Genomic DNA, 3,759 nt, shown 5'->3' on the forward strand with positions numbered 1-3,759 from the left:
CGCCGCCGCCGCGGGCCACCGCCGCCTGGGCGATCTCACGGGCCAGGCGCGGGCGTTGGGCGAGGCCGCCCGGGTGGAGGAGTACGCGGGCCACCCCTACGACTCGCTGCGCACCTGCGAGGAGGCGGTGGGCTGGGCGCGGCTCGCCGGGGACGTACGGCTGGAGGCGGCGCTGCGGATCAGGCTGGCCGACACCCTCGACCGGGTCGGTGACCCGACCGCCGCCCGGCTGCACCGGGCCGTCGCCGACCGGCTCCTTGGAACGGAGGAAGGCGATTCTGCCTACGAAATCCGCAGCACCTCCGCGCAGGAATAATGCTTTGCAAGGCTAGACAGGGGGAAGTCCTTCATTAGACTGGTTTCGCCGCACCCACTCGCGGCGTACCCTCCTCTGAGCCAAGGACCGTGATCGACGTGCTGGTCGGTATCCCCCGCGAGGTCAAGAACAACGAGTTCCGCGTGGCCATCACCCCCGCCGGTGTCCACGAACTGGTACGCCACGGCCACCAGGTCGTCGTCGAGCGGGAGGCCGGCGCCGGTTCCTCCATCACGGACGGCGAGTTCACCGCCGCCGGCGCCCGGATCCTGGCCACGGCCGACGAGGTCTGGGCCGCCGCCGACCTGGTGCTGAAGGTCAAGGAGCCGATCGCCGAGGAGTACCACCGGCTGCGCAAGGACCAGACGCTCTTCACCTACCTGCACCTCGCCGCGTCCCGTTCCTGCACCGACGCCCTGCTGGACTCCGGCATCACGGCCATCGCGTACGAGACGGTCGAGACCGCGAACCGCGCCCTCCCGCTGCTCGCCCCGATGTCCGAGGTCGCGGGCCGGCTGGCCCCGCAGGTCGGCGCGTACCACCTGATGCGCTCGGCCGGCGGGCGCGGTGTCCTGCCGGGCGGCGTGCCCGGTACGGCCCCGGGCCGCGCCGTGGTCATCGGCGGCGGGGTCTCCGGCTGGAACGCCACGCAGATCGCCGTCGGCATGGGCTTCCACGTGACGCTTCTCGACCGGGACATCAACAAGCTCCGCGAGGCGGACCGGATCTTCGGCACCAAGGTCCAGACCATCGTGTCCAACACGTACGAACTGGAGCGCGCGGTCGTCGACGCGGACCTCGTCGTGGGGGCCGTTCTGATCCCCGGCGCCAAGGCGCCGAAACTGGTCACCAACGCGCTCGTCGCCCGGATGAAGCCCGGAAGTGTACTTGTCGACATTGCAATCGATCAGGGCGGCTGCTTCGAGGACTCGCACCCGACGACCCACGCGGACCCGACCTTCCGTGTCCACGACTCGGTCTTCTACTGCGTCGCCAACATGCCCGGCGCGGTGCCCAACACGTCGACCTTCGCGCTCACCAACGCGACCCTCCCGTACATCGTGGAACTGGCCGACCGGGGCTGGGCTGAGGCGCTGCGGCGCGATCCGGCGCTCGCGAAGGGACTCAACACCCATGGCGGTCAGGTGGTTTACCGCGAGGTCGCGGACGCCCATGGACTGAATCACGCCGAATTGAGCGCGGTTCTCGGCTGACTCGTCAACCCGAATCGTCAACATCACGACACCGGCCGGATCTTGCCCCCCGAGGTCCGGCCGGCCGCGTGCCCGGGTGCGCTCGAACGCCGGGTCAACTCGCGGGAAACGTAACTCTTCAACCGATTCGCGCACCCGTGAAACGTGCGGCACCTGCTGTGGTGAGAGGCCTGTGCGCCCTTGACAGAGAGGTGTTCGGTTGCCGACACATCGGGCCGGGTCCGGCGGATTGTGTTGCTGCGGACCGGTGACACGCCATAGAGTCGCCCATCGTCGGCATGGTGCCACGCTGACCTATCGATAAGTTTCCTGGTCACGTCCAAGGAGGTAAGACGACTTGTGAATGAGTCGACATTTACTCCCGGGGGTGGTCAGCCAGGGATGCCTGCGAGGGGCGGGAGCCCGTCGTCCGGGCTGGAGGCTGTCGGCTCCGTCGCTGTCCGCACCTTCGCCACCCACCAGCACACGACAGCCCACCAGATGATGGACGGCCACCACGTGAACGCCATGGCCGGCAACGAGGGCGGGCGAGAGTCCAGCCCATTCGCCGACTACAACGAAGTGCCCGAGGGGCACTTCTACGACCCCGACGCCGAGTACGAGCCCGACCCCGAGTACGCGGCCACCCTCGCACCCGACGCTGCCCGCCAGCGCCGCGAGCGGATCGGCCCCACCGGGCGTCCCCTGCCGTACTTCCCGATCCCAGGCCCGCTGACGGACCACGGCCCCGCGACGATCATCGCGATGTGCAACCAGAAGGGCGGCGTGGGCAAGACCACGTCGACCATCAACCTGGGTGCCGCGCTCGCGGAGTACGGCCGGCGCGTCCTGCTCGTCGACTTCGACCCGCAGGGAGCCCTGTCGGTCGGCCTCGGCGTGAATCCGATGGAGCTCGACCTCACCGTCTACAACCTGCTCATGGAGCGGGGCATGGCGGCCGACGAGGTCCTCCTGAAGACGGCGGTCCCCAACATGGACCTGCTGCCGAGCAACATCGACCTCTCCGCGGCGGAAGTGCAGCTGGTGAGCGAGGTGGCGCGCGAGTCGACGCTCCAGCGGGCCCTCAAGCCGCTGCTGCCCGACTACGACTACATCGTGATCGACTGCCAGCCGTCGCTCGGTCTGCTGACCGTGAACGCGCTGACCGCCGCGCACAAGGTGATCGTGCCGCTGGAGTGCGAGTTCTTCGCGCTGCGCGGGGTGGCGCTGCTGACGGAGACCATCGAGAAGGTCCAGGAGCGGCTCAACCCCGACCTGGAGCTCGACGGCATCCTCGCCACGATGTACGACTCCCGTACGGTGCACAGCCGCGAGGTCCTCGCGCGCGTCGTCGAGGCCTTCGACGAGCACGTCTACCACACGGTGATCGGGCGGACCGTGCGCTTCCCGGAGACCACGGTCGCCGGTGAACCGATCACCACGTACGCCTCGAACTCCGTGGGTGCGGCCGCGTATCGCCAGCTCGCCAGGGAGGTGCTCGCCCGGTGTCACGCCGAGTGAGTCTGCCCGGGGCCGACGAGCTGTTCCGTACGACCGGGGGCATGGCGCTCCAGTCGTCGTCGCCCGCGGAGCGGGAGCGGCGGCGCAACGCGAACGCCAACGGTGAGGCGCGGGTGCCGAATCCGGCGGGGCCGGCGGGTTCCGCCGGTTCGGCGGGTTCGGGGGGTTCGCCGGGGGAGGGCGACCCGGCGGACGGGACGCCGCCCGGCGCCGGATCCCCGGCCTCCCCGGCCGCGGAGGAGCACTCGGCCACCGAGCGCGACTCGGCGGAGTCGTCCCGCGGCCGTACGGGCGGGAACGACGCGGACCAGTCGGGACCGGTGAAGAACCGGCGGCCCCAGGAGGCGCAGGGCGGCCAGCAGCGGCGCAGGGGGCGTGGCGCGAACCGCCGTCCCAGCGGGCGTGAACGGCACGACGAGAAGATCACGGTCTACGTCTCCGCCGAGGAACTGATGGACCTGGAGCACGCGCGCCTGGTGCTGCGCGGCGAGCACGGGCTCGCCGTGGACCGCGGGCGGATCGTCCGCGAGGCGGTCGCGGTGGTCCTGGCGGACCTCGAATCGCGGGGCGACGCGAGCATCCTCGTACGGCGCCTGCGCGGGCGCTGAGGATAGCCTGCCGGGGCCGCGCCACCTCCGCCCTCGCCATCCAGGACCCCGATGCCCCCGCCTCCCGACACCACCCGCCCCCCGCGCCGAGCGCTGGGCCGCGGCCCGGGAGCGAACCCTC

3 protein-coding genes and 1 pseudogene are annotated in these 3,759 nt (G+C 70.8%); all 4 read left to right on the forward strand.

The window, feature by feature from the left end; translation table 11 throughout:
* A pseudogene (locus GT042_RS13940) lies at positions 1-316 on the forward strand (hypothetical protein); the annotation flags it as partial.
* 98 nt (positions 317-414) lie between these two features.
* Positions 415-1,530 (forward strand): alanine dehydrogenase, encoded by a 1,116-nt coding sequence (gene ald / locus GT042_RS13945; protein WP_161309025.1) that lies wholly within the window; start codon positions 415-417, stop codon positions 1,528-1,530.
* Positions 1,531-1,911: 381 nt separating this feature from the next.
* Complete coding sequence (locus tag GT042_RS13950) at positions 1,912-3,030, forward strand: ParA family protein (RefSeq protein WP_161309024.1); 1,119 nt, start codon at positions 1,912-1,914, stop codon at positions 3,028-3,030.
* Positions 3,027-3,638, forward strand: a complete 612-nt coding sequence (locus tag GT042_RS13955; RefSeq protein WP_161309026.1) for a hypothetical protein — start codon at positions 3,027-3,029, stop codon at positions 3,636-3,638. The genes GT042_RS13950 and GT042_RS13955 overlap by 4 nt, the downstream gene beginning before the upstream one ends.
* Positions 3,639-3,759 lie beyond the last annotated feature (121 nt).

This window comes from Streptomyces sp. SID3212, from assembly GCF_009865405.1.
In the GTDB taxonomy this organism is placed as follows: domain Bacteria; phylum Actinomycetota; class Actinomycetes; order Streptomycetales; family Streptomycetaceae; genus Streptomyces.